The sequence below is a fragment of the Microcoleus sp. CZ3-B2 genome, from assembly GCF_036705055.1.
Classification (GTDB): Bacteria; Cyanobacteriota; Cyanobacteriia; order Cyanobacteriales; family Microcoleaceae; genus Microcoleus.
Genome location: NZ_JAUBTN010000051.1, coordinates 20,420 through 46,070, shown reverse-complemented (window position 1 = coordinate 46,070; position 25,651 = coordinate 20,420). Strand labels below are relative to the sequence as shown.

Below are 25,651 nucleotides of genomic sequence, written 5' to 3'. Positions count from 1 at the left end.
AGAATCAATTTTTCTTTGAGAAATCTTCTGAACTCCCCTTGACAACTGGCATACAAGCTTAACTTGTTACCAATGGGGCAGGGTTCACCAACAATCCTTCATTCTCACCAACAATTGAAAAAAACCGTCCGACCCAACCAACAATTTAAATGTACATTGGATTTATTGCAACCATCTAAATTGTGAATGGTGAACCGCAGATTAACACTGATTAACGCCGATGCAATTGCAGATTTCAATCGTCTTGCAAGTTAATTTTGCTTGAGTTTAACCATAAAGAAGCCGTCCATTTGATATTTGTGCGGCCAAACTTTCACCCATCCTTCGGGTGATGGTTGTACAGGTAAATCAATGGTTGGCGGTTCGATTTGCCAGTGAGGATTGTTGTCTAAGAACGATCGCACAACTTGTTCGTTTTCTAAGGGATGAATCGTGCAAGTTGCATAAACTAATACGCCGCCGGACTTGACAAATTTCGCTGCATTTGCTAATAATTCTGATTGCAGTTGGGATTGTTGTTGAATGTTTTCAGGTGTGTGCCGCCAGCGGGCGTCGGCGCGGCGGTGGAGGGTTCCGAGGCCCGAACAAGGTGCGTCTAATAACACTCTGTCTGCTAGGTTGATAAATTCTGGGAATTGGCGGCTGTCTCCGGTATGAATTTTGATAGATTTCATCTGGAGTCTGTCTGCATTTTCTTTAAGTTTTTTGAGTCTGCTGGCGGTTTTGTCGCAGGCGTAAATAGTGCCTGTATCCTGCATTAATTCGGCGCTGTGGGTGGTTTTCCCTCCTGGGGCCGCGCAGGCATCGATGATGATTTCTCCAGGCTGTGGATCGAGTAAATGGGTGACTAATTGAGCGCTGCTGTCTTGGATTGTCCACCAACCTTCTCTATATCCGGGGAGGTTTTTAATTGCGCCGGTGCTGCTATTTAGTCTTAATGCTTGGGGTAAGTTGGGGATTCTGCTAGTTGAGATGTTGCAGGCTGTGAAGGCGGTTTCGATTTGGGCGATCGAGCTTTTTAAGGGATTTATTCTTAGGTCAATTTTGGGGGATTTGTTGAACCATTCACAGAGTTGTTCGGTTTCGGTTTCGCCTATTTGTTCGATCCACAATTTGACAATCCAGTCGGGGAAGCTGTGCAGAATTCCTAGGCGTTCGATTTGATTTTCCGGTAATGTTAGGAAATTCAAACTCCCCCTAGCCCCTTCTTGGTAAGGGGGGGGATTTGATGTGGTTTCAGTCTCTGGTTGCTGAGGGGAATTCGGAGCACTCTTAGCCCCTTCTTCTAGGGGTAATGGATGGTGCGTGCGGGCCCCGCTTGGGGGGGTTAAACGGATGTATTGTCGCAGCAAACCGTTGACAAAACTGCTGAGTCCTGAAAATCCGTTTTCTTTTGCTAGTTGAACGGTGGTGTTGACGGCGGCGGAGGGGGGGATGTGGTTGAGATATTGCAGTTGATATAAGCCTAAATGTAGGATGGTGCGGATGTCTGGCGGTTGTTGGGAGGATTTTTTTGTTGCTAGTTTGTCGATGATAAAGTCGATCGACCGCATTCTCCTGACGCTACCGTAAACTAATTCTGTGACTAAACGCCGATCGAGGTCGTTGAGTTGAGAATTGCCTAAAGTGCGATCGAGGGCGGCATCTGCAAACGCACCTCGGCGGTGGACTTCGCGGAGTGCGAGAAAGGCTATTTGGCGCGGATTTTGCATGGCTGGTTGGTTGATATGTCAAGTTATTATAGGTTGTCTGAGGATTGAAAGCGTTGTTTTCACAAGATGAAACGAGGTTGATGTTAAGTGTATAATGTAAATAACTGCTTATTTATTTGACTATTTCGAGTTTCTATACCTGTAGTAAAAGGTGATTTCTGATGACTCAAATATCTGTAAAAAGTACAAGAAATATTGAGCAACCAACTCCTGCTGATGACGATGCGAGTATTCTGCCACTGGAAAATGGCGATCGGCTTTCACGACCTGAATTTCACGATCGCTATCTCGCCATGCCGCAGGTCAAGAAAGCCGAATTAATTGAAGGAATTGTGTATATGCCATCCCCAGTACGTCACAGAAGCCACGGTAAACCCCATGCTGCGATTACCGGATTGTTGTTGAATTACCAAGTGGCAACACCAGGGGTAGATTTAGGGATTGAAACTACTGTATTTTTAGATTTAGAAAATGAACCGCAGCCCGACGCTTTGCTGCGAATTGAGAATGGAGGAAATTCGCGAATTACTGATAATGATTACGTGCAAGGTGCGCCAGAATTGATTGTAGAAATAGCTGCAAGTACAGCATCTAAGGATTTGCACGATAAGAAAAATGCTTATCGGCGAAATGGGGTGCAGGAGTATATGGTTTGGCAGATTAACAAACAACGTTTGCATTGGTTTAGGTTGGAAAAAGGCAACTATATTTCTATCCAACCGGATGATAATGGTGTTATTTGCAGTAGAGTTTTTCCGGGTTTGTGGTTGGCTGTACCGGCTTTGTTGTCGGGAGATTTGGCGCAGGTGATGGCGGTTTTGCAGGAGGGGATTAATTCGCCGGAACACGCGGATTTTGTTGGGATTTTGTCGGGAGAGTCGGGAAAGGGCGATTGAAATCAGTATAGACGTGGTTTCAACCGCCGTCTTGTTTGTTCAAATTTCGTCGGGATTGATGCCCATTTCTCGCAATTTGTCGGAAAGGCGATCGGCTTTTTGCTGTGCTAATTCTTTCTCCTGTCGTTCTTGTTCCATTTGTTGCTGTGTCAGTTCCATTTGTCGTTGTGCTGATTCCATTTGATTTGACAACTCCACATAAGACAAAAACTTTTTTCCATCAGGCCGATAAATTTCTAAATCTCCCGATGCAGTTTGAAAACGGATCTGCAAACGCGGACTCACCCAACCATCAATTAATTCAATATAGTTGAGTTTTCCATCACTTCGCAGCCAACCCATTAATTCATTATCCTCTGGATTGTAGACATAATATTCTTCTACTCCATAATTCTGATAGAAATTAAACAGCTTAAACAGCGATCCCATTCGGTTTCCCGGTGATAGGATTTCAAAGACAACTTGCGGGGCGATATTGTCTTCCAGCCACTGTTGGTAGGAACCTCTGTAACCTTTCGGTCTGCCAAACACTACCATCGTATCAGGTGCTTGGCGAGTTTTGTTATCTCCTTCGACTGGATACCACAGCAAGTCACCTGCTACAAAAATATTTTCGTCTTCTTTGTATAGGGCATCTATTCCGCCTTGAATGGTGACAATTAGTTCAAACTGTTTAGTGTTGTCAGACATGGGTTTGCCGTCGCTGTCTGGGTAGATGATTTCGGCTGAGGTTTTTGTGGGAATTGTTGCCGTCATGGGGATGAGTCCTTTGCTAGTATCATCAATTTCTATTTTACGCTAAAGGCCGAGAAACCGGGTTTTTCGGAAAATACTTCATTATAACTCACAGATTAGGTAAAAACCCGGTTTCTTTGTCGGAGTGCATAAGTCTGCTAGGGTTTAAACCTCTAGTGTTTTTTTGGGTGAAGTTGACAGCAACGGTTCTAATCGGTTCCCTACTCTATCGCACTATTCCTATTACCTGCAATCTACAGATTCTCCGATATTTTCAGGGGGTAACTGATGCCGAAACAGTTAAATTTACCTTCTTTTAACCTGTCTGCGCTGCCGATCGATCTTTGCCACCGCAGCACCCGCAACATCCGCCAAAATGCTCACTATCCGATACAACGCCACCGCACTCAAAATTATAGCTACAGAAAAGCGATCGGACAGCAGGGCGATCGCCGTTGCTTCAAATACTCCCATCCCTCCGGGCGCACCCGGTACAACTAAACCCACAACAAACGCAAAACAAAAAGCACCGAACAAGTTCGGAATATCAATCAAATTCACCGGATTTAAAGCCATTACCGTTAGCAAAAAACCGCAGCCCCGCAATCCGATAAAACACATTTGTCCGATTAACGGCACTAAAGGATAGCGTTTAATTGGTAAATGAATTTCCGGGGAAGACTTGACACCAGATGTGTTTTTAGCTAGATTGGAGCTAGACCCCAAACGCCAAGTTGGTCGATCGCCCGCAACCTCCTCAATCTCCTCCCCAATCTCCCCAATCTCCTCCCCAATTTCCTCCCCAATCTCAGAATTTTCCCCGTTCTTCTTAGATAACTTCAACCGCTCCACAAATAGGACGATCGGATTTAAAATTCGGGGCTGAATCGCCGTTAAAATCGCAGCACAACCGAAAATCCGCAAAAAACCGTTGAATTTGTCAAAACAAATCAAACCAATCAGCACCCCCGCCGAAGCCATCAGCAGCGGTTCCAACAACACGCTGAGAATAGAAACTTTCGGCGAAATACCAGCCTTTTTTGCCTCGGAAATTCGACCCCAAAAATGCCAAATATTCCCCGGCAAATACTTGGCAATATTAGTTTTGAGAAAAATTTGAATCGCCCACCGGACACTTACAACTTGATTGAATTCCCGCAAAATCAACATCCACACCCAGCCGACAAAAATCAGAGACATTAAAGTAATGCCGAGGGCGATCGCCAGCAAGGGAAAACTTTCGGCTCGAATTTGGATGTTCGCAACTTCTCGCCAGTGAGTGAAAAAAGCTTTCGCAATAAATAAAAACGTCCCGCCCAGAATTACATAGCGAACATAAGGCTTTAAACGCGATTTCGCCAGCTTGAAAAAATTCTGAACTCGATGCAAGTGTTGTTTTCCCATTTTCCGATCCTGATTAGTGAATTTGGGATTGTAGATTTCTTAACCACAATTTCATGTTTTATATCTAAAATTTAGATCGATCGTACTTAAGGAGTAAATTTCTATGGCCAGCCCGAGTCCAGACGGTCTTTCCTATCTTTTAGATGATAGTCCCAACAGTTTCGCATTAACTCCGGGCTTTTTGACTCCTTATCCTAACGGACTTTTTGCCCTCGGAGGTAACGATTTTATTGTCGGTTCCTCGGATGCCGATCGCCTCAACGGTGACAGCGGTAACGACAGACTCCTCGGCGGCAGCAATTCCGATACACTATTCGGTGGTGTCGGGAATGACTTGCTCAACGGCGGTACCGGCAATGACTTCTTATTTGGCAATTCTGGCAGCGATACCCTGCAGGGAGGTAGGGGAGATGATGACCTCTACGGCGGCCGCGGTAACGACGTTTTAGTAGGCGATGGAGGCACAGATACCCTGACAGGGGGTTTGGGCTCCGATACCTTCGTCCTCCGCAGCGACACGGCAGTCTCCGATCCCGCAGCCGCTGACATCATTACAGACTTTAACAGTTTTGTCGATGCGATCGGACTGACTGACAATCTTACCGAAGCTGACTTGATGCTCGAAGAAATCGCGATCGCCCCCGGCATTTCCAATACATTAATTAAAATTCGCCAATCCAATGCTATTTTAGGCTTGGTAGCCAACGCATCTCCACAAGACCTCGCCGATAAATTTATCTCTGCAAGCACCCTATTGGGAAACCAACTCAGCCAAGCCCGCGATTTAGGCGTTTTGGACAGCACTCAAACCATCACCGACTCGGTTAGCAGCGCTCAACCAGACGACATTTACCGCTTTACTTTGCCCGCAACTAGCGACTTTAAATTAACAGTCAACAATTTTACGGGTGATGTTGGCGTTGCTCTGATTAAAGATATTAATGGCGACAATTCTATTGACTTTACCGATATTATTGCTGCTTCTCAAGAACCTGGTTTATCGCCGCAGTCAATCGACCTCAAAAATTTGGCAGCAGGAACTTACTTTATCCGAGTTTCTCAATACCAAGGCAATACAAACTTTACCCTAAATCTGTCTGCAACCCCTCCAACTATTTCTGATAACAATCCAAGCAACGTGCCTGGTTTTGACAGTCGTTTCGGCTTCGGTTTGGTGAATGCGGCGGCAGCAGTTGCTAAGGCTGCGGGTGTTCCAACTTTTCCTGACGTTCCCGACTTGGGCGGCGACGAGTGGGGTCGAGATTTAATCAAAGCTCCAGAAGTTTGGGCGCAAGGCTTGACTGGAGACGGCATTGTAGTAGCAGTTATCGACAGCGGAATTGACTACAATCACCCGGATTTGACCGGGAATGTTTGGAGCAATCCGGGGGAAAGCGGCGTTGATGCGGGTGGTCGCAATAAAGCTAGCAACGGCGTTGATGATGATGGCAATGGCTTTGTGGACGATTTCCGGGGATGGGATTTTGTCAACGGCGATAATGACCCGATGGATGATAACAGTCACGGCACTCATATCTCGGGTTTAGTTGCTGCGAAAAAAGATGGAGTGGGAATTACTGGAACGGCTCCGACTGCGAAAATTATGCCTTTAAAAATACTCGATAGCGCCGGAGTGGGGACAATTAACAATGAAATTGAGGCGATTTATTATGCGGTAGCAAATGGAGCAAAAGTGATTAATGTGAGTTTGGGTGGCCAACAGTTGAACGATCGAGAATTGACTGCAATTCAAGCTGCCGAAGCTCGCGGCATACTCGTAGTTTCAGCAGCGGGAAATGATGCTCGCCCGCAGGTAGATTATCCGGCTCGGTTTGCAAATGACGTAGGAATTGCTGTCGGTGCGGTTAGCCGCAACGGCTTATTTGCCGATTTTTCTAACCGGGCGGGATCAGAGCTAATTAATTACTTTGTTGCTCCGGGTGGTGATGGTGGCAGGGCAGATTCTGGTGACGTTTATTCAACTGTACCGCTTTCTCAACCGGGGATTCCCTATCGATATTTTGCGGGTACTTCAATGGGAGTGCCGCACGTAGCTGGGGTGATAGCTTTGATGTTGCAGGCAAATCCGAGTCTGACTCCTGCTCAAATTAAGCAGATTCTGGCGGAAACTGCCAATCGATCGGTTTAAATTCAATCCGGTTTGTAGTCAGGATTGTAGTCCTTTCTCATCAAAATCTCAAGAAGGAATAAAGTCCTCACTACAAACTTGATCGTAGGTTTGTATTGATGACTTTAATCCTAATTTTGTATAGTTGCAGCGTCAACCATCAACTCCGATCCTTAATAATTGGCGGCGTAAATCAAGTCAAATTTGCGGCACAGAGTGATGCAGCAGTGATTTGGTCGATCGAATACTAAATCGTATTTCATCTCGCCCTCAATTTTGGTAATCGGCTGCTTTAAGGGGATGCCGTGAATGTCATATTGGCGGCGTTCTAAGGCACTCCAGTCGATAATTTTGATGTCGATTTGGTTCTGCAAGTCACTTGCAATCAGAAATAAGTGCATCTTGTCTTCAGCTTTCCCTGTCAAGGGAATTTTGATTAACACTGACTGAGTGACGATCGGTCTTTGGTCGTTGGGATGCTTCTGGGTGTCGCAGCTTTGCAGTTCGATATCGTAAGGTTCTACCTTAAATTTCTCTCCGCTGGCGATCGCAGACGAGTGCAAGTCTTTCAGGCACTTTTCTAGATGAGGGATCAGTCCTAACTCTGGATCGCACAGCAGTTTGCGAATATTGGAGGTTTCAGTTACTGTCATTGTAGATTTTTTATGTTATTTTTAGATGCTTAATTTCTAGCTTACCCCGAAAAGCAGCCATATTCTACTCTACTTGCGACATACTTTCAAAAATTCAGTTGCTGGGCCGTATTTCACAGCGAACCAGATATTTTTTTCCCCCAATCTTTTAGATTATTTCTTAGTAATTTTCCAGAGATTGAGATCGACATTACTAACCGCCGGATTTATTTGATAGTTTTGTTGGTCAATTGCCGATCGCAAATTTGAGGACGGTCTGTATAAAAACAAGTCGCTGAAACCGCCGGGAATTGTCGGGGGTTCAGGTTTTTTTCGTGCCAATTCTTGATTTTTGTAGCAAGAAGTATAGCAGCGCGGTTCTATTAGCAGTTTGACTTGTGGTTGCAAGCGATAACTCAAAGCCATCATGTATGCGATATTCGCATCGCTGATTATTAAGGGATTGCTGGCAGAATTGACAATCGCCGCTACTTCCAATTCGGCGCGCAGCCAGCCGCTGCCTTTGTTCCACCAACTATCGGCCCCAGAACTAACTCCACCGGATATGATGCCTGCACAAAAAAGTGAGACTATAACTATTTTCCACAATCTTTGCTGTTTTAAATTATCACATTTGTTGCTAATTTTTGTAGACAGCAGGTAAGCAACTGCTAGCTGAATTCCCACATAACAAGGAACTAAATATCGCGGATTTGCCGATCGCCTGCCGCCTTTAAGTATATCGGGTAATGCTAAAAATATTGCGGTTGTGGCAATTAATAACAATACCATCAACCACACCCGCTTTGGTGTTTGCCGGCACAGAAAATAAATCGCATAGCCGACTAAAGCTAGAATCGCGATACCAGCGGGAATTATCAAGGCTAGTTGTGTGGCACTGGCACTTCCATCAATGCCAATATCAAAAAATGCTATGCTGAGGGAACCCACCCACCTGCTAACTAATCTTAAGAGATTTGTCTGTTCTGCCCATACTGTTGTGCTTCTAATTTGATTTAAATTTTCTACAGTATTTACGAGGGTAGGCATGAAGCCGATTAAAGCAATTAAAGCGGCTACATAATAGGCAATAAATGTTTTAATATCGCGCCAGTTGGCAATCAAGGCGACGTAGATTGCATGGGCGGCGGCGACGCAGACAAATAACAAGTGGGTGTAAAATCCCATTGCTGCTGTGACTGCGTAAAGCGCCCAGTGAGAAACCAGCCAAATTGGATTTTGATTTGCTTCGGGGCGCATTGCTCGCAGCAAGGCTGCACTCGATAAAATAGTAGTTAATGTCCACAAACTGTACTGTCTGGCTTCTTGGGCAAATAAGATGTGGTAGGGAGAAATCGCGAAAATTGCGATCGCCATCCATGCTACTGCTGAGGATTCAAATAACTCCCAAGCCAGCCAATAAATGGCGGGAAATACTAGCAAGCTAATCACGGCGGCCAAACTTCTCATTGCTGTAACTGAAGTGCCGAACCATTGCGCCCAAAATCGCGCTAGTACGTAATACAGCGGCGGGTGTTGCGGGTCTTCGGTTGCTAAGGAATTCAGGCTATCGCTTAAGGTTTTTTCGGAATTTACCTGCTGGTATTTTTGTAAATCCGAGGGCGAGGTTATTTTATTGTAGGAAATTTCTTTGAGCATTTCCGCTTCCGTGTAGCCGGAAACTCTTAAAGAAGTATAGGTTTCGTCTATCCAATAAAATTTGCCATCGAGATTGACAAATCGAAAGAAAATGCCGATCGCTAATACGGCGATTATCAGAAAACCCAACCATTTTCTAGGTAAATTAAAACGCATTTTTTCAATATTTTTTACTTGGTTCGCAACTTACTCAAAATGGTATCTCCACCTTTTAGAGAATAAATTTTTTCGATTTCATAGGGAGTCTTTTTTTCGATTTCTGCTTTGACTTCAGGGGAAATTCCGTATAGAAATATCTCCTGAAAATTTGGGGGAATTTCCACGGTTTGAGGCGGGAATACGATAAATTTAGTTTGGGGAACCAGCAGGTAACTCAGACTGAGTAAATTAGCGATTGTATCTACACTATACACCCACAAATCTGCAACCAGTAAAGGCCCAGAAGCTGAGTTAACCGTGCGGGCGATCGGGATGTTAATATAAGAACGGTCTTTATTCCACCAAGTGTCTGCCGGCAAATAGATGCAGCAAGAGATAATCCCAACAGATAGCACAGCAGCAAAAGCCAGCCTCCACAGCTTTTGCAACTGCACTGTAACTTGAGGAGATGTGATTTTGGAAGCAAAAAGATAGGCAACAGCTATTTGCATTCCTAGATAACAGGGAATCATGTAGCGCGTGTTGAGCGATCGAATTCCGCCAAAAATTATATCTGCGGGTAAAAAAATCACGACTATCACGCAGGTTAATGTCATAACAAACAACCAAACACGCTGTTCTGTATACTTCAGGAGTAAATAAAAAGAATATGCAACAATTATTAAAGTCAAAAGTAGGAGCAATCTTGAATATAATCGCGGTACATTGGAGTCTATTCCTAGATCGAAAAATTGCTTAGCAATGTTATACACCCAATTGACAGCTAAGTCGGGAAGGGGAATCTTTAAAGACTGCCAAGATGTTTTTTGATTTACATTTTGGGAGTTGATTATAAAAACTAAAATCCAAGGGAAAAAAGCAATAATTCCGGTTATTGATGCTAGTAAATAGCCAATTATATTTTTTTTAAATCGCAGTATTTCCGAGATGGCTACATAAATTCCATGTCCTAGTGCTACCAGTGCAAATAATAGGTGAGAATAAAATCCCAGTGCTACTGTTAGGGCATAAATTGCCCAACTACTGTTAGTTTTTAGACGCATTGCCCGCAGCAAAGCAGCGCCCGACAGCAAAATTACTAAGACAAATAAACTGTAAGGTCGAGCTTCTTGAGCGTAAACTATTTGAAAAGGCGATACAGCTAGTAAAGAAACTCCCAACCAAGCTGTTAGGGAGGATTCAAATAATTCTAAGCACAACCAATACATACAAGGCAAGGCCAGCAGGCTAAAAACTGCCGACATACTTCTAGTTACAGCTATTGAATCGCCGAACAGTTGCACCCAAAATCTGGTTGTGATAAAATACAGGGGAGCGAGTTGAGGTTCTTCTAATGCTAGACCTTTTACAGTATCGACTACGCTTTTTTCTGAATTAATCCGCTGGTATTTTTGTAAGTATTGAATTTCTCGAATTTTTCCGTCAACTACTTGCTCAATAAACTCTGATTCTGTATAACCGGACATCCGCAAGGAGGTATAAGCTTCATCTATCCAGTATACTTTTCCTCCGAGATTGCCGAAGCGAAAAAATATGCCTAAAAGTAATAAAATGACAATTACAACTCGCAGTCCCTTCGGAGGCAATGCCTGAAAAGGATGCACTTTATTGCTGTTTTTAGTTATTTCCATTTGTGCAATAACTTATTTGATATTAAATTGTTGAGTAAGGTGCACCGGCCGGCGCACCCTACCAATAGGTTTTTTAATCTACTCCTTCAATCGGCGCAAAACCTTGTCGCTGAATGTTTTCGGTTATTGTGCGCGGTTCGAGGAATTGCAGCAAGTAATCCGGGCCGCCGGCTTTGGAACCAACTCCCGAAAGTTTGAATCCTCCGAAGGGTTGCCGCGATACCACTGCGCCGGTAATTCCGCGATTTATGTACAGGTTTCCGACTTCAAAATCGGCTTGGGCGCGATCGATATGCGAAGGCGTGCGAGAATACAATCCGCCGGTTAAAGCGAAATTCGTACCGTTAGCAATAGCAATCGCTTCGCTGAAATTTTTTGCCCGAATCACCGACAACACCGGGCCAAAAATTTCTTCTTGGGCGATAGTTGCAGTCGGCGATACTTCCGTAACAATCACTGGGCCGACAAAATAACCTGTTTCGGGTGCCGCCATTTCTAAGGCTATCTTAGCTTCGGCGCGACCTTTTTCGATGTATTCGCGGATGCGCGACTGGGCGGTGGCATCGATGACTGGCCCGACTTGAGTGCCGGGATTTTCGGCTGCACCGACGTTGAGCGATCGCGCAGCTTCTATCAATCTTTCCACAAAAGTATCGTACACCGATTCGATCGCAATTACTCGCGAACAAGCAGAACATTTTTGACCGCTATATCCAAATGCCGAATAAACCACCCCCGCCACGGCTTGGTCTAAATCCGCACTTTCATCGACAATAATTGCATTCTTGCCGCCCATTTCCGCAATTACTCGCTTCAGGTGTTTTTGTCCCGGCTGCAAAATCGCAGCATCCGCATAAATCTGACAGCCAACTTCCTGAGAACCGGTGAAGGTAATCATGTGAACATCTGGGTGTTTTACCATATACGCCCCCACGGTTGAACCTTTGCAAGGCACGTATTGAAATACGCCTTTAGGAATCCCCGCTTCTAGCAAAATCTCGGCTATTTTAGCCGCAATTACTGAGGAAAATTCCGCTGGTTTTAGCAGCGTACAATTACCTGCTACTAGCGATGCAACTGTCATGCCTACGGGAATTGCGAGGGGAAAATTCCAAGGAGAAATAATCAAAGAAATGCCGCGCGGCCCATAGGTGTAGCGGTTGTTTTCTCCTGCTACATCGTAATTTTGCCCTTGTTCCAAGCGTTCCATTTCATCGGCGTAGTAGCGACAAAAATCGATAGCTTCGGAAACTTCGGCATCGCATTCTCTGACAGGTTTGCCGACTTCAAACACCATCCAAGCTGACAGTTCGTGCCGCCGCTGTTCCATCAATTCTGCTGCTTTTCGCAAAACTCCGGCGCGCTGGCGGACGGGGGTTTTGCGCCAACTCGTAGAGGCTGCTTTTGCTGCTTCTAGGGCTTGTTTTGCTTGGGATTCGGATAGCAATCCGATTTTGCCGACTATTTCTGCGGGATTGGAAGGGTTGAGAGAGTTAACTGTGGTTTCGGTATTTTGGTACTCGCCATCGATTAGGGGTAAATAGGTTTTTCCTAGGTTGGCGCGCACTGATTTGATGGCTGTTTCTGCTTGTTGCCGCAATTTGGTATTGGCGTAGTCGGTATCGGCGACGTTGGGAAATACTTTGCTGTAAACTAGCTGGTCGTTGCCATTGGCTACTGGGGCGGCTAATAATTGTTCGATCGGCATTTCTTCGGAACTTTGCCGGATAAACGAACTGTTGGCGGTATTTTCCAGCAATCGGCGGATCAAATAAGCCATTCCCGGCAACAAATCGCCGTAGGGACAGTATACTCGGACGCGATAACCCCGATCGACCAAAAGCTTAGCCAATTTGTCGCCCATGCCGTACAGTACCTGCATTTCAAAGCGGCGGCGCGGTATGTTGAGAGTTTCGGCAATCGCGATCGCCCTGGCTTGCGATCGCACGTTGTGACTGCCAATTGCTGCATACAAAAAATCATGATTTTCTAGCAGCAACTGCGTCATTGCTTCAAAATTCGCATCCGTAGCAACCTTGTCGTTGTAGACAGGCTGCGGCCAATCTTTCTGCATCGCCTTGATAGTTTCCTGATCCCAATAAGCGCCTTTCACCAGCCGTACAGTTATGGGATTGCCGCGTTTCTTAGCCCAGGCAATAATGTCTCGCAAATCTTGCTTGCTGTCGCGCAAATATGCCTGCAATGTGATACCAATATCCGTGCGACTGCGAAACTCTTCCTCTAACAATAAGTCTTTGAGGATGCTGAGAGTTAAACTCTTATAGGCGTACTGTTCCATGTCGAAGTGAACGGCAGTTCCCAACTCCTGGGCGCGGCGCAATAACAAGCGAATTTTCTCGCTGACTTTCTCCTCGCTGCCTTTAGCATCCAGCGGGTCAAACTGAGAATAAAAAGCCGTTAACTTGACAGATACTTGCACTCGCGGCAAAGTTTCGCCATCAGCTTTGTCAATAGCATCTACCTGCGACCAATTATGCGCTGCCTTCGCTAGTTCCGCCATCAATTCCAAATAGCGGTTGAGATAACTTTCCGCCTCAGCTTCTGTAATCACAGCTTCCCCCAAAAGGTCAACTGTAAAACCCATTTTATCTTTGCGAAGTCGTTCTAAGGTTTTAATTACCTGCTTGATATTTTCCCCAGAAATATACTTGTGCGCCAAAGTTTCCACCGCAGGCGCAACCGTCGTCGCCGCCAATTGACCGGGGACAGAATCAGCGTTAGCAAAGCTGAGCAATTTTTTCAAAGCTTCGGGCAATTCTACCTCTTCCACAGTCAGGTATTCTTGCAAGTGGCGGGCAATTTCCGGCTTGCTGCGGAGGGCGGGCAAACAGTCAATAAATCGAAACAATTGGACGCGCAGTCCGGGGCTGGCCATTGCCCAATCCATCAGTTTGTCGTCCCAGCGCATTTGGTCTTGCAGTTGGCCAAAAAACGATCGCTTTTTGTCTTGAGTGGCCTTCAGGATTTCTTGAGCTATTTCCTGAGTCTTGGCTTCGTAGATGGTTGGAGATACTTGTGCGACCATTGCTAATTAGTAATTGGTAATTGGTAATTGGCGCGGCGGGCTGATATATTTGGCAACCAAAGCATCTCTTGCGGAGTGTAAAAAGCATTTTTTGTATGGGTGCTGTCCCCGTTCGCTTCCTTATATGTAACGAACGGGGACAGCACTACAAAAGCTCTGACGCTTGATGCTTCCTTTTGTAGTTGCCCCCCGAGCAAATTATACTTACTATTTTACTTCTATTTTAACAACGTAGTTTGCTTGGCGATCGCCCGAAATTTCTATAGTATAATCGCCGCTGCTTGGTAGCTGACCTTGCCACTGACTCGCGCTATCTGCAGTGCCGATTTTTTCACCGTTAGGAGCAGTGATTGCCGCGTTAACTTGACCTTCTTGAACCTTAATTGTCATGCTTTGGCCGCTATTGCATTCTACCAAGTAGCGCTTGGATATATTGGCTCGCAAACTATTATTGAGAGTAGTTCCCGTAGCACCTGCTGGAAAGTTAACTCGCTCAGTTACAGGAGTTTCCACCGCAGCGCCAGAAGGAGATGGAGAAGATTTCGGCAACGGCGAAGCAAGTGGCGGAACGCCTGAGAGCGAGGGAATTGGAGTCTGACTGGCCGACGGCGGGATGGTGAGGGGCAGTGTCTGCTGGGGTGCTGGGGGAAGTCCGGGCCGGCGGTTGAGGCGCGCTTCAGGGACAGGCGGAGGGCTTTCCCGCAGGGGTACGTCAGCGGGCAGTCTGATTTGAATGTTCGCTCTTTCCTGATACATTTTCCACGCTAGGAAACTACCGAGACTGAGCACAGAACCGACTAACATTCCACTGAAAAAAATAGCCAAAATTTGCCAAAATTGAGTTGGTTTTGGTTCAGGATTTGCTGTGTGAGTTGTGGGATAGGAATCACTGACAAATTGACTGGTTTCAGGCGGATATTCTGCGGAAATTGGAATTGTTTCTGTTTCGTTGATTGTTGTTGGAATATCTTCGTTTGCCACAATTTCAGCGGGAGTTTCTGTCGGTTCTGCTGTTGAATTGGCACTAACCATTTCTGCGTTCGGGAACTCATCGCTGGCTGTGGAAACTGTTTCTGGTTGCTGGGTCAAAATTTGATTTTTTTCCTGTTCGTCGTTCATGGGGCTAAATTTTTTGTACAAATACTGCTTTTAGACATTTTACGCGATCGCGACTTGCCTATTAAGGTCAAAGAAACCGGGGTTTTTTCGCTCATCTGTAAACTGTAACGCTCGTATTTTCTCCAAAAACCAGGTTTCTGACCACCGATGCGTCATTCCTAGCGCTGAGGACTAAAGTCCTTACTACAAACTAGGGGGCGCGAGTGACCAGAAACCGGGTTTTTTGCCAAATACCTGCTCAAAATCATCAATCTCGGTAAAAACCCGGTTTCTTTGTTCCGAGTGCGCCCTGAAATATAAGTATTGAGCGCAAACAGAAATCAAAACTTTTTGATGGGAAAAATGTAGGCGTAAATTTATCGCTGGGTGGGGGCGGGTTTATGAGATTGTTCGTTACAGGCGAGTATTGTTGGTGAAATCCGCCCCTACCAATTACCAATTTCCGACTCCCAATTCCCGATTACTAATTATTAGGCAAAGTCTGCCAAAAAGGCTGCAGTTCAGGCTTCCTCACAGTATTCGTTGCCGACTGCACGTTTCCTTTCAATTCTTGATAATAGCGATCGTTTAGAAAACTCACACTAACACCAGCAGGAAGCAGCAGTTGGCGCAATCTTTCTTGAGTGTAATCTCTGCCGTCAATCATCGGGCCGCGGGGATTAGAAACTAACAAATTGCCGTTGACTGGTACCGAATTGACCATATTTGGCCACCAAGCATAACCGCTGTAGCCAAACATCGCTGGAACTTGAACGATTTGGTCGTCTGTCAGTGAAAACTCTCTTTTCAACTTGTCTAATATCGGGTTGATTTTCTGCTTTTGCAAATTGAGATTGTGTTGCATTAAAGCTTGATTTTTCAAGGCGGCGCTGACTGTAGTTTCATTGCTCAAACCGCGATTGATAGTAACCTCGCCGTAACCTTTCCCCGCCAATTCTTCCAACAGCTTTACTCCGGCTTCTGGACTGGCGATCGCCATTACATATTTTCCGGGAGTTTGACTGGGAATAAAATTGATAATTTCATCGACTTGGCGAGTCAAAAGCCAAGAAGTATCAATATCCACCGGAGGCCCTTGAATTCTTTGAGCTTGAATAAAATCAAGTACCTCTGGATTAAAACTAGCATTTCCCGAATTTCCGTAATAAGCTCGACCCATTGGATATCCGGGAATCGGCGGTGTCACCTGCAAATTTCCGTAGCCATTTGACCACTGACTTACGGGGTTATCGTCGCGAGAGTTGCCAATTTTAATTACTCTCAAGTTACGCTCTTCACTTGATTTATCCGGCGGGTTTTTATTGGGTTCGTCATTGCTTTTGAGAGCCACATTCAATTGGCGTATATCAGATTTTTCGGGAAGTTGAATGTAACCGTTTTTCTGAATATTTTGCATCCAAGCATTACCGCCCTGGATAATTTTTAATTGAGCGCCAGTGGGTTCTACTGCTTGTTTCAGTTGCGAGATAAATTCACTGTTGGCGGCCCCTCTGTCGCTGACTTGAACTTCTGTGACTGGTGCGGTATTGGCTGGTATTATCCAAGGACTGACACCCATTTGGATGGTGGTGGCGGCGATTTGTTGACCGTTGTTTTCGGCAGTTGCTTTGAGATTGACTTTGCCGTTCCAATTGCGATCGGCAAATTGTTTTGCTTCGACACCTAAAACAATATTCGTGCTGAAAACTAGGGGTTTTGTACCGGATATATCTACAGCTTGCCATCCATCGCCTATTTTCTGAAAAACGTTGATATGAGGGCTGGCGATGCTATCAGCAGTGATAAATAATTGAGAGGTTTTGAAGTTTTCAGACAAAGTTAAGTTAACTTGAGAAAGCATGGCTGCGCGGCGGGGGACGCTAACTTTGGTTTGTTTCCAAGGGGCTATTTTTGTGCGATCGTTCTTGGGATCGTTAAACACAATTAGCGCGCCGCTAGACAATGACCATTGTTCTTTTCCGGCTTCGTCTAGTTGATTAATTTCGCCGTCTCTGTTAGTATCTCCCGCAAAGAAGAAGTTGGTCTGCGAGGCTGCGAGGTTTACAGGGGCGGGAGTAGCAGTTGCGGTTGATTCAGGAGTTGGTTGAGGAGTTGCTTGCTGATTTATTTCTAATTCTTGGCGGGCTAGTTCTTGGCGGGCTAATTCCTGCTTTTCTAATTCTTGACGGGCGAGTTCTTGGCGGGCTAATTCTTGCTTTTCCAATTCTTGGCGGGCTAGTTCTTGCTTTTCTAATTCTTGGCGGGCTAATTCTTGTTTTTCTCGTTCCTGCTTTTCTAATTCTTGGCGGGCTAATTCCTGCTTTTCTTGTTCTTGGCGGATTAGTTCTTGGCGGGCGAATTCTTGTTTTTCTCGTTCTTGGCGGATTAATTCTTGTTTGGCAAATTCTTGTCTTTCTATTTCTTGGCGGGCGAGTTCTTTTTTCTCTTGTTCTTTTCTCTCTATTTCTCGGCGGGCGAATTCTTTTTTCTCTTGCTCTTTTCTGGCTAGCTCTCTTACCTGTTCTTCCTCGGCTCTAATTTTCTGTTGAGAACGTGCTACTTGCCATTCGTAGGTAGCGACAGTGAGGTTTCCTTGATATTCGATGGTTTTGTCGATCGCCCGCTCAGCCAAAAAAGAACCGTGAGGGATGAGTCGCAGGTGGTTGAGCGCCATTTGCCACAGGCGTTGTGACTCTTCCCAAGTAGCAGGGTCGGCTTTAGAAGTGCGTCCAATTACAACAGCTCTGGCGGCTATTTTAGCAGCATCGTCCCAATTATTTTTAGCTCTTTCTTCTGTTTGAATCTGACTTTGAGCGTTTTGGAGTTGCTCGGCCAGATTTTTAGATTGCTGGCGGTTCCAATGTTCTGGGGAAAACAGGTTGTTGTCGGGATTTTTGGTGCTGTTATCTAATTCTACCTTGAGGCGATCGCGCAATTTGTAGAGTTCCGGGAGCGATTGCGGAGTGTCGCCGTCTGACTGTCGCCCTGAGAGTGCGAGTTGGTAGTTGAGGGAAGGTTGAGCCACTGTTGCGGGCACAGCAACCCAAATAATACCGATGACGACACCGAAAGTATTGACAATGGCGATCGTAATATATTTAACCCAGCGCATATAGTTTATCCTCTGACACCCAAATTATTTTACCTAATCTTGGTGCCTTTGGTAAGATTTTACGGTGATTTGGGCGAATAGGACTTAGCATGGGGCCGAGAAACCGGGTTTTTCTCAAAAATACTTTGTTGCTACCGACAGATTAGATAAAAAACCCCGTTTCTTTGTCGGAGTCGGTAAGTTCTGTTATGGGATATTTACGCCATCTTTTAGGCTTCCTCATTTTCTTTGATTGCTTGTTCAATTTCCTCTGGATCAGCATCAGCATAAGCCCAAGCATTTACCAAGTCAGCGGCGGTTAAATCGGGAAATGATTATAGAATGATACCATCGTCAGCACCTAAACGGCGATCGCCCACCAGCGACCAAACGGGTATGCGAGTATTGCTAACACCAGCATCACCGCCGCACCAGCCGGGAGTTTTTTTTATGCCGAGGGAACCGTTGGTTAAAGTTTGAAGTAAAATTTCTATAGCTGCTGCTTTATCTGCGATCGTTAAGGAAGCAAGATTGACTTTTAATTCGGTTATTGTCATAGCTTAAGCTTCGGTTATGCTATAAATATATGCTAAAAATTGTAGCTCAAAGATTTTAGGAAATATTTTTGCAAAAAACCCGGTTTCTGCCTTCCCACAAGTTATATCGTTTCCGGTTGGATCGGAATGATTTAACCTTATTAGAACACAGAGTACACAGAGTCCGAGAATATATATCTGAATCATTCCGATGCTACCGGATTTGATATTAGAAGACTCGGCGATTGAAATCGCGACTAGACAAACGAAGTCAGCCTCCGCCGACTGAAGAGTATTGAAATCAAAACCAAATCAAAACAAAAACCCGGTTTCTTGGAGAAACCGGGTTTAATTATCTGCGTTAATGTGCGTTAATGTGCGATCGCAAAAATCCTACAACTGCTTCACCTCAGCAACTAATTTCGCAACCACATCCTTAGCGCTACCAAACAACATCATTGTCTTATCCTTGTAAAACAACTCATTGTCAACACCGGAAAAACCAGCACTCATCCCGCGCTTGATCACGATCGTATGCTTAGCCTTATCAACCTCCAAAATCGGCATCCCGTAAATCGGGCTCGCCGTATCGTGGCGCGCCGCCGGATTCACCACATCATTCGCGCCGATTACCAACGCCACATCCGTTTCTTCAAATTGCGGGTTGATATCGTCCATATCGTACAACTGCGGATAAGGCACGTTTGCTTCCGCCAACAGCACATTCATGTGCCCCGGCATCCGCCCAGCCACCGGGTGAATCGCGTATTTCACGTCAACACCCATTTTTTCCAAACCGTCGGCTAACTCGCGTACCGAATGCTGGGCTTGCGCTACAGCCATTCCGTAACCGGGAATAATTACCACCGATCGCGCATAGCCTAACATCATCGCACTTTCTTCGAGATTGATGCTGCGAACAGTTTTGTCAGTAGCACCAGCAGCAGCCCCAGCAGTCGCACCACCGCCGCCGCCACCAAACGCGCCAAACAACACGTTAGAGATCGATCGATTCATCGCCTTACACATGATCTGCGTCAAAATAATTCCAGACGCGCCCACAAGTGCCCCAGCAATAATCAGCATATTGTTCATCAAAATGAACCCAGCCACACTCGCCGCAATCCCCGAATAGGAGTTAAGCAGCGACACCACCACCGGCATATCACCACCGCCAATCGGCAGTACAAACATGATCCCCAGAATATTGGAAATCGCCACCAAAGCCAGGAATACCGGCACATCCTCCGGGTGAAACACCATATAACCGCTGCCGGCTAAAAGCGCGATCGCCAGCATCGCATTAAACGGCTGTTGAAACGGAAACGAAATCGGAGCACCCGGTAGCAATTCTTGCAGTTTTGCAAACGCCACAAGGCTACCAGTAAAGGTAATTCCGCCGATTAACACGCCCAAAAGGATCGTAATCGTCGTATCCGGCGCAGGCGATTGCGGGATGCTGAGATAGCGCCAGAATTCGCCCACAGCAACAAGTGCAGAAGCCGCGCCCCCGAAACCGTTAAGCAAACCCACCATCTGCGGCATATCCGTCATTGCAACGGTTTTCGCCATAATTGTTCCCACAATGGAACCGATGATGATGCCGACAGCAATCAATTCGTAGCTGATAACTTGCCTTTCGAGTAACGTACCGACGATCGCAATAAACATCCCGATCGCAGCTAACACGTTTCCTTGACGCGCAGTAGCCGGGGAGCCCAATTGTTTCAAACCGACGATAAATAAAGATGCGGCCACTAGATAGCCTAGCTGAATGCCACTGGGTAGAAAATCGCTCACGCTTTAACCTCTTTTTTCTTGAACATTTGCAGCATTCGATCGGTTACTAAGAAACCGGCGACAACGTTAATTGTGGCCAGGGCGATCGCGATCGTCCCCAAAATCGAAGTAACAGTCACATTTCCCTGGCCCGAAATCAGAATTGCCCCTAAAACCGCAATTCCCGAAATCGCATTCGATCCCGACATCAAAGGTGTGTGCAGCGTCGGCGGGACTTTATTAATTACTTCAAATCCCACAAACGACGCTAGCGTAAACACTACTAAACCTGCAATCAATCCTTCTGCCATAACAATTGGTAATTAGTAATTGGAAATTGGTTATTAGTCAGTAGTCATTAGTCATTAGTCAGTAGTCAGTAGTCATTAGTCAGTAGTCATTAGTCATTAGTCAGTAGTCATTAGTCATTAGTTAGTAGTTATCAACTGTAAAAGCTTTACCGTTTCCCAATCAGTTCAAACCTATTCACAGACTCCTGTTTACTGCCGAGGCCAGATTACCCCTTAGCTTGCCCCCTACTCCCCCTTAATAAGGGAGGAGAAGAAGCATTCAAAGTCCCCCGACTATCCGGGGGATTTAGGGGGATCTGGCCTTGGCTAAAAACGAGATTCATCAATGGTTTTAGATTTAAGTTGACACTAATTACACCAGCCATATCCCCACTAATAACCAATGACTAATGACTAATGACTAATGACTAATGACTATTGACTATTGACTACTAACTATTGACTACGGATGCCTCAGCCGTCAAAGCATCGCGAACTCGCTGGTTGCTAATCTCACCGTCGCGGGCGACACAAGCACCAGCAATGATATCGTCTTCAAAATTCAAATTGAGTTCCTTATCTTTCAGCATCAACTGAACCAAAGCCGAGATATTTTTCGAGTAAGTTTCGCTAGCGTGTACCGGCATTGAGGACGGCAAATTAATCGGCCCGATGACATTAACACCGTTCCATTCAACATCTTTCCCCGCTTCAGAACACTCGCAATTGCCGCCTTGTTCCGCCGCGAGGTCAACAATTACCGAGCCAGGTTTCATTTGAGAAACCATTTCTCGGGTAACTAAAATAGGTGCTTTTCTGCCGGGAACTTGAGCGGTGGTAATCACTGCATCGGAGGCGCTGACGTGTTGGGTGAGCACTTGGCGGGTGTATTCTTTAGCGGCTTCTGATAGCTCTTTTGCATAGCCACCGGCGGCGACGGTTTCTTCTTTTAGTTCGACATCAACGAATTTAGCACCCAAGCTTTGCACTTGTTCTTTGGTTTCCGGGCGGATGTCGAAGGCTTCGACAACTGCACCCAAACGGCGCGCTGTGGCGATCGCCTGCAAGCCCGCAACGCCCACACCCATTACCAATATTTTCGCGGGGCGAATTGTACCCGCCGCCGTTGTCAGCATCGGGAAATATTTTGGCAATGCACAGGCTGCGATCAGTACGGCTTTGTAACCGGCGACGTTGGCTTGGGATGACAGTGCGTCCATGCTTTGGGCGCGGCTGGTGCGCGGGATCATTTCCATGCTAAATGCCGTTACTTTGCGATCGGCCAACCGCTGCACTAAAGCCGGATTTCCCAAAGGATTCAAAAATCCGATGAAAACTCCTCCTTCGCGGAGTTGATGAACTTCAGATTCTTGGATCTCCCCGATTTTGACGACGACATCGGCTTCGCCCCACAGCGTAGCGGTATCACCGATAACACGAGCTCCGGCTTCTTCGTAAGCAAGATCCGAGAAAAACGATTTTTCCCCGGCACCGGCCTCAACCCAAACTTCTACGCCCTGTTTGACTAATCGGGCTACAGCGTCGGGCACTAAGGCCACCCGGCGTTCCTCTGCTTTAAATTCTTTGGCGATCGCTAATTTCATAAGAAAAACTCGGCAAGTGGGAAACTCAGCGACTTCAGTCCTGAGAGGAAAACGGCTCGGCGATTTTAATCGCCTTGAATCCCCTTTCGGGGGTCGGAGAGGGAATTTAATTAACCTCTCCGATGAGGTATGGTTGCCTCAAACTCCCATTTCTGGGGTAATGTTCGCTTGTCGGTCAAGGTTATAAAGGCTTGTTAGGCTAGCAGCACTGTCGAGAGTGACTTTAAGACTGTTTAACAACTAGCGACAGAGCAGAAAACTAGCGTCGCATTCGCCCGGTGTCGTGACCTGAATAACGTAGTCAGTTAAGACTTAGGCCCGTCAGAATAGCTTGTAATTTCTTACAAGCTCAGCGGCTTTAGCCCTGAGTTCCTGACTAACTCTCCTTTACTCTAGACATAGACAGGGCGGTTAAAACCGCACGCATACATGGCGGTTTCAACCGCGTCTGGACGAGACAGGGCGGTTGAAACCGCCAGCAGAAAGTCAGACAAAACCTGCAGACGCAGGTGGAAATTCAAATTTCCCAGTCCGCAGAGGTGTTCGGCGAGGGAAGCCGAGTCGCGGACATCGTTTGACAAGAAGCGATTTCAATTGCTGGCCCGGTGGCGGTGGAAATCTATTCTGCTGGCTTCTCACGTTGATAGTAAAGCCGATCGCCAAAAATACACTCGCTTCTTTAACTTGTCTTATAGATTCAATTTCGTTAAACTATTCAATTTGCAGCCGAGTATGGTACAATATAACGCTGCCTAATTCTGTAGTGTAAATGTCTGTTGTCAGTATTACGCAAAAAAAAATTGATTGAATTCGGGCGATCGCACTCATCAAATTGCCAAAACAATCGCTATATTAAAGGCATTCATTGCAAATTGCCCGCAGTAAATATTTAAGGTTCCATTCTAATTTTGGTCAGAGGAGCGATTATGAGACGATTATTTTCAGCACTAGCAGTTACAGGTTGTTTGCTGACAGGCTTACCCGCCATCAGTTTAGCCCAAGGAATGCCGGGATTCACAATTTTCGGCGGCCCCGAGCGCGCCAACCAATTAAACTATCGCTTGGATTACGGCAAAGCAGGGATGAACGGTGACAGATACCGGCTGCGAATTCCTTCCAAAAAAGTAAGTTTGGCGATCGCCCAACTGAACATATCCTATCCAGACTACTACAAAGGCGAATTCGACCAAAAAGATATTAAAGTGCGCGTCAAAGACAAAACAATACAATTGCAAGAAGTAATCTGGGACAAAGAAAATCGATTCATAGAAATTTATCCCGCAGAACCAATTCCAGCAGGTAGCAACGTTGAAGTTGTGCTCTCCAACGTCCAGAACCCAAGTCCCGGCGGGATGTACAATTTCAACCTCCGCATCCGCACCCCAGGGGACGTTCCATTGATGCGTTACCTGGGGACTTGGCTGTTAAGCATTGAGTGAGGAAAAGGGCAGAAACCGAGTTTGTTTCGACAAAATACGCGGTAACAGCCCGCAAATTCCCCAAAAAACCCGGTTTCTGAGCAACCCGCGATCGCCCAGAAACCGGGCTTTTTGTCGAAAAATACGCGGTAACAGCCCGCAAATTCCCCAAAAAACCCGGTTTCTGTGATGGGAGTGCATAAATCCTGAATACTCAAATGTCCACAAATACGTCAAAAGTATTATTTTTGGGCGATCGGACTCCCAAATCAACGAGCATCCTCTATACCTTAAGAAGGAGTCAACAACACAGTTAAATTCCCCATTCGATTGGGGGATGCGAGGCGGAGGGAGACTCCGCTATAAACAATAAATACAAAGGTTTTTAGGCGATTGTGGAAATCAATAGCCCAAGGGCGCTAGCTACAAAATATTTACCAATCAAATAGGATTGCTCGATCCGTACTCATACATGAATCTACAAGCAAAAATCAAATCCATAAAACTTCCTCCGGCCCTCAAATCTCGAAATTATCGCCTGTTTTTTGCAGGACAAGGCATCTCACTCATTGGCAATTGGATGACCCAAGTCGCTACTATTTGGCTTGTCTACCATTTGAGCGATTCACCTTGGATGCTGGGCTTAGTGGGATTTACCAGTCAAATTCCCACATTAATTTTACTGCCTTTTGCAGGAGTTTTCATCGATCGCTGGAACCGGCACAGAGTCATAATTGCCACTCAAGTATTAGCAATGGTTCAATCCTTAGCCCTAGCATTTTTAGCGCTAACAGGAGTCGTGAACATCTGGCAAATCCTGGTATTGAGTTTCTTTCAAGGGGCAATTAATGCGTTTGACGCACCAGCACGACAAGCTTTCGTGCCCGAAATCGTAGACAAAAAAGAAGACTTAGCAAATGCGATCGCCCTCAACGCTTCCATGTTCAACGGAGCCAGATTGATCGGGCCAGCAATTGCAGGTTTGCTGATAGCAACAATCGGCTCTAGTTATTGTTTCCTGATTGACGGACTCAGCTACATCGCCGTAATTGCAGGCTTATTAGCGATGAAAATCAAGCCGCGCCAAATTGCCGCAACTAATACAAAACCCTTACAAAGATTAAAAGAAGGATTTGTTTACGCCTTCGGCTTTCCGCCGATTAGAGCAATTCTCATCTTATTATCATTAGTCAGCTTCGCCGGAATGTCACACACAATATTAGTCCCAATTTTTGCTACAAAAATACTCCACGGCGACGCAGAAACCCTCGGCTTTTTGATGGCAGCTTCTGGAGTCGGAGCATTTTCAGGCGCGATTTATTTAATTGGACGAAAAAGTGTCGTCGGTATCGGCAAATTAATTGCTATTTCCCCCGCCGTCATGGGATTTGGACTGATCGGTTTTGGTTTATCCCGCGTCTTGTGGCTGTCATTAATCATGATGTTATTCGTGGGGTGGGGTTTCATCATCCAATTTGCAGCAGGAAACACATTCTTGCAAACAATTGTAGAAGACGACAAACGCGGCAGAGTCATGAGCATCTACACAATGGCATTTTTTGGAGTCACACCATTTGGCAATTTAGTAGCCGGCGGATTGGCCAATTATATCGGCTCTCCCAACACAGTCATACTTGGCGGTATAATTTGTATTTTAGCAGCGGTAGTTTTCAGCAAACAGTTGCCCGCTTTAAAACACTTAGTCCGACCACTTTATCAAAAAATGGGTTTAATTCCTAGCGCCGATCAAACATAAAAACGCAACGGTAAATATCTAACTAGATCCACCTGCGTCGATCTGCGTTCATCTGCGGTAAAAAATTACACCAGAGG

Annotated in this window: 17 protein-coding genes and 1 pseudogene; 4 read left to right on the top strand and 14 right to left on the bottom strand. The window is 45.8% G+C overall.

Features of this window, described 5'->3' with window-relative positions; all coding sequences use genetic code 11:
- Positions 1 to 251: 251 nt before the first annotated feature.
- Entirely contained in the window at positions 252 to 1,712 is a 1,461-nt protein-coding gene (locus QUA97_RS20565; RefSeq protein ID WP_333195720.1) for a 16S rRNA (cytosine(967)-C(5))-methyltransferase, read from the bottom strand.
- A gap of 161 nt (positions 1,713 to 1,873) precedes the next feature.
- On the opposite strand from QUA97_RS20565, the gene QUA97_RS20560 reads away from it, so the two are divergent.
- Positions 1,874 to 2,608, top strand: a complete 735-nt coding sequence (locus QUA97_RS20560; RefSeq protein ID WP_194067906.1) for a Uma2 family endonuclease — start codon at positions 1,874 to 1,876, stop codon at positions 2,606 to 2,608.
- A 39-nt stretch (positions 2,609 to 2,647) separates the two neighbouring features.
- Here the strand turns inward: QUA97_RS20560 and QUA97_RS20555 are convergent, their stop codons facing one another.
- Together QUA97_RS20555 and QUA97_RS20550 are read right to left on the bottom strand one after the other, a co-directional pair.
- Positions 2,648 to 3,364 (bottom strand): Uma2 family endonuclease, encoded by a 717-nt coding sequence (locus tag QUA97_RS20555; RefSeq protein WP_333195718.1) that lies wholly within the window; start codon positions 3,362 to 3,364, stop codon positions 2,648 to 2,650.
- Positions 3,365 to 3,649: 285 nt separating this feature from the next.
- The gene (locus QUA97_RS20550; RefSeq protein ID WP_333195716.1) at positions 3,650 to 4,747 is read right to left on the bottom strand and encodes a UPF0104 family protein; all 1,098 of its coding nucleotides are present in this window, start codon (positions 4,745 to 4,747) and stop codon (positions 3,650 to 3,652) included.
- A 103-nt stretch (positions 4,748 to 4,850) separates the two neighbouring features.
- Between QUA97_RS20550 and QUA97_RS20545 the strand changes: the two genes are divergently transcribed.
- On the top strand, positions 4,851 to 6,896 hold the full coding sequence (locus QUA97_RS20545; RefSeq protein WP_333195714.1) for a S8 family serine peptidase: 2,046 nt from the start codon (positions 4,851 to 4,853) through the stop codon (positions 6,894 to 6,896).
- A 152-nt stretch (positions 6,897 to 7,048) separates the two neighbouring features.
- Here QUA97_RS20545 and QUA97_RS20540 read toward each other — a convergent pair whose 3' ends face one another.
- The 11 genes and pseudogenes from QUA97_RS20540 to QUA97_RS20490 form a co-directional block, all read right to left on the bottom strand.
- On the bottom strand, positions 7,049 to 7,528 hold the full coding sequence (locus QUA97_RS20540) for a hypothetical protein (protein WP_333089109.1): 480 nt from the start codon (positions 7,526 to 7,528) through the stop codon (positions 7,049 to 7,051).
- 153 nt (positions 7,529 to 7,681) lie between these two features.
- Complete coding sequence (locus QUA97_RS20535; protein WP_333195712.1) at positions 7,682 to 9,322, bottom strand: glycosyltransferase family 39 protein; 1,641 nt, start codon at positions 9,320 to 9,322, stop codon at positions 7,682 to 7,684.
- 14 nt (positions 9,323 to 9,336) lie between these two features.
- Entirely contained in the window at positions 9,337 to 10,956 is a 1,620-nt protein-coding gene (locus tag QUA97_RS20530) for a glycosyltransferase family 39 protein (RefSeq protein ID WP_333195710.1), read from the bottom strand.
- Between the two features lie 73 nt (positions 10,957 to 11,029).
- The gene (gene pruA, locus QUA97_RS20525; RefSeq protein WP_333195708.1) at positions 11,030 to 14,002 is read right to left on the bottom strand and encodes an L-glutamate gamma-semialdehyde dehydrogenase; all 2,973 of its coding nucleotides are present in this window, start codon (positions 14,000 to 14,002) and stop codon (positions 11,030 to 11,032) included.
- A 207-nt stretch (positions 14,003 to 14,209) separates the two neighbouring features.
- The gene (locus QUA97_RS20520; protein ID WP_194067898.1) at positions 14,210 to 15,121 is read right to left on the bottom strand and encodes a hypothetical protein; all 912 of its coding nucleotides are present in this window, start codon (positions 15,119 to 15,121) and stop codon (positions 14,210 to 14,212) included.
- A 463-nt stretch (positions 15,122 to 15,584) separates the two neighbouring features.
- Positions 15,585 to 18,212, bottom strand: a complete 2,628-nt coding sequence (locus tag QUA97_RS20515; RefSeq protein ID WP_333195705.1) for a protein-arginine deiminase family protein — start codon at positions 18,210 to 18,212, stop codon at positions 15,585 to 15,587.
- Positions 18,213 to 18,421: 209 nt separating this feature from the next.
- Positions 18,422 to 18,748 (bottom strand): annotated as a pseudogene (locus QUA97_RS20510) (DUF433 domain-containing protein).
- Between the two features lie 372 nt (positions 18,749 to 19,120).
- Positions 19,121 to 20,527 carry an NAD(P)(+) transhydrogenase (Re/Si-specific) subunit beta gene (locus QUA97_RS20505; RefSeq protein ID WP_194067894.1) on the bottom strand — a complete coding sequence of 469 codons (1,407 nt, stop codon included), beginning with the start codon at positions 20,525 to 20,527 and terminating at the stop codon, positions 19,121 to 19,123.
- Positions 20,524 to 20,817: an NAD(P) transhydrogenase subunit alpha gene (locus tag QUA97_RS20500; RefSeq protein ID WP_106150865.1), complete on the bottom strand. Its 294-nt coding sequence runs from the start codon at positions 20,815 to 20,817 to the stop codon at positions 20,524 to 20,526. Before QUA97_RS20500 ends, QUA97_RS20505 begins: the two co-directional genes overlap by 4 nt.
- Positions 20,818 to 21,248: 431 nt before the next feature.
- Positions 21,249 to 22,400: a Re/Si-specific NAD(P)(+) transhydrogenase subunit alpha gene (locus QUA97_RS20495; protein ID WP_194067893.1), complete on the bottom strand. Its 1,152-nt coding sequence runs from the start codon at positions 22,398 to 22,400 to the stop codon at positions 21,249 to 21,251.
- Between the two features lie 392 nt (positions 22,401 to 22,792).
- Positions 22,793 to 22,981 (bottom strand): hypothetical protein, encoded by a 189-nt coding sequence (locus QUA97_RS20490; RefSeq protein ID WP_194067892.1) that lies wholly within the window; start codon positions 22,979 to 22,981, stop codon positions 22,793 to 22,795.
- A 345-nt stretch (positions 22,982 to 23,326) separates the two neighbouring features.
- On the opposite strand from QUA97_RS20490, the gene QUA97_RS20485 reads away from it, so the two are divergent.
- Positions 23,327 to 23,839, top strand: a complete 513-nt coding sequence (locus QUA97_RS20485) for a DUF2808 domain-containing protein (RefSeq protein WP_194067891.1) — start codon at positions 23,327 to 23,329, stop codon at positions 23,837 to 23,839.
- Positions 23,840 to 24,290: 451 nt separating this feature from the next.
- Complete coding sequence (locus tag QUA97_RS20480; RefSeq protein ID WP_194067890.1) at positions 24,291 to 25,574, top strand: MFS transporter; 1,284 nt, start codon at positions 24,291 to 24,293, stop codon at positions 25,572 to 25,574.
- Positions 25,575 to 25,651 lie beyond the last annotated feature (77 nt).